The following is a 1,679-nucleotide window of genomic DNA, read 5'->3' as shown; positions in this document are numbered from 1 at the left end:
GAGCATACGCCCGAGCAGGCCGCCGAGCAGGTGCTGGCCGGCTACGCGGGGGGGGCCCGCGTGCTGCACAAGGGCAGCGAAGCCATGTACCGCACCAGCACCGACACCGTGACTATGCCCGCGGCCAGCGACTTCCACACGGCCGAGGACTACTACCACACCCTGTTTCACGAGCTGACCCACTCCACCGGCCACGCCAAGCGGCTGGACCGGGTTACGCTCACCGAGTTGGCCGCCTTTGGCAGCGAAACCTACGCCAAGGAAGAACTGGTGGCCGAGTTGGGGGCCTCGTTCCTGAGCCACGCGGCCGGGCTGGACCTGACCCGCACCGAGCCCAGCAGCGCCAGCTATATCGCCAACTGGCTGCAAGCCCTGCGCAACGACAAACAGCTGATAATTTCCGCCGCCAGTCAGGGCCAGAAAGCCGCCAATCACATTCTGGGCATCGTGCCCAGCTACGAAACGGAGGAAGCACCCGGCACCGAAGCCACTCCGCAGTAAGGCCAGCGGCCGCCCGATGGAGCCATTCCGTCGGACGGCCACCGAGGCGGGCCACAAAAGGAAATTGCAATTGCAAAAAGACAATTGCTAAAATGGTATAAAAGGGGAAAATCAGCCCGTCGATGGTTTGCTCGGCCGGGTAAAGGCGCAGCGAGTCGGGCAGGAAGCTGGGGTTGGCTTCCAGGCGCTGCAATTTCTTGGCAACGAGGCGGCGCGCTCGCGGAGCGAAAACGGCCCCAGCTTGGTGTACACGCGGAACTGTGTGTCGGTTCACAGCACCACCGGGAAGCCCGGCGTGCCGGCCCGCAGCGCGTTGATGTGCTGCCGGGCCTAGGCGAGCCACAGCGAATTGGCCCGTTGGAGCAGGGCGATAGCCCGAATGCAATCGGCAGGCGGAGCGGCCGTAGTTTAGGCAGCGGCCGGACCGCCTGCAAGCACAGCCAGCAGCGCCAGGCCGAGACCAACTACCAGAACACCGAGCTGCTAGTGCAGGTAGAAGTACGCCAGGCCTACGCTCGTTACGAGCTGGCCCAGCGCCAGCTGGCCCAGTACAACGACGGCCTGCTAACCCAGGCCGAGCGCGTGCTGGCCGGCAAAACCTACAGCTACCGCCGCGGCAACGCCTCCCTGCTCGATGTACTCAACGCCCAGCGCACCCTCAACGACGTGTACCTGAGCTTCTACCAGGCCCAGCAGAACCTGGCCACTACGTGGGTCGAGTTGCAGCGCGCCACGGGCTTGTGGAAGATTAAGCTGTAAAATACCATCCACCGGAATCATCCTCTCCCGCAGGCCTGTTACCTTTGCCCCGCGTGCTAAAGTCCTTCACCGCCGTTTTCCTGAGCCTGTTCATGCTCGTCAGCAGCCTGATTCCGCAGAATGATGTGGAAGAGTTGGGCAAGCTGCCCGCGCTGTTTCGGCACTACCGTTACCATGCGCAGCCCGCGCAGGGTGGGCTTTCGGTGGGACAGTTTTTGGCGCAGCACTACCGTGCGGGCGCGGCCAGCGGCACCGACTCCTGGTGCCTGAGCCGCGTAGTCAAGGTGAAGCGTGGGGCCCACGACGGCCTGCCCCTGCAAGGGCAGCACAATATGCCGCCGCTGGTGTACCTGGTTCCCACCGTGCAGGTGGCCCTTACCCCCAGCCACCCGCAGTGGGTGAATAAGGCCCGCCCCCGG

At 64.4% G+C, this 1,679-nt stretch carries 2 protein-coding genes and 1 pseudogene; all 3 read left to right on the top strand.

The features are described 5' to 3' along the window. On the top strand, positions 1-501 hold a 501-nt coding region (locus tag ACYVDE_RS22010), incomplete at its 5' end, for a zincin-like metallopeptidase domain-containing protein (protein ID WP_460503682.1). Between the two features lie 318 nt (positions 502-819). Continuing rightward, positions 820-1,260 (top strand): TolC family protein, encoded by a 441-nt coding sequence (locus ACYVDE_RS22005; protein WP_460503681.1) that lies wholly within the window; start codon positions 820-822, stop codon positions 1,258-1,260. A 53-nt stretch (positions 1,261-1,313) separates the two neighbouring features. Next, positions 1,314-1,679, top strand: a pseudogene (locus ACYVDE_RS22000) (hypothetical protein); the annotation flags it as partial.

The sequence above is a fragment of the Hymenobacter agri genome (assembly GCF_054778495.1).
This window is presented reverse-complemented; position numbering and strand designations above follow the sequence as displayed.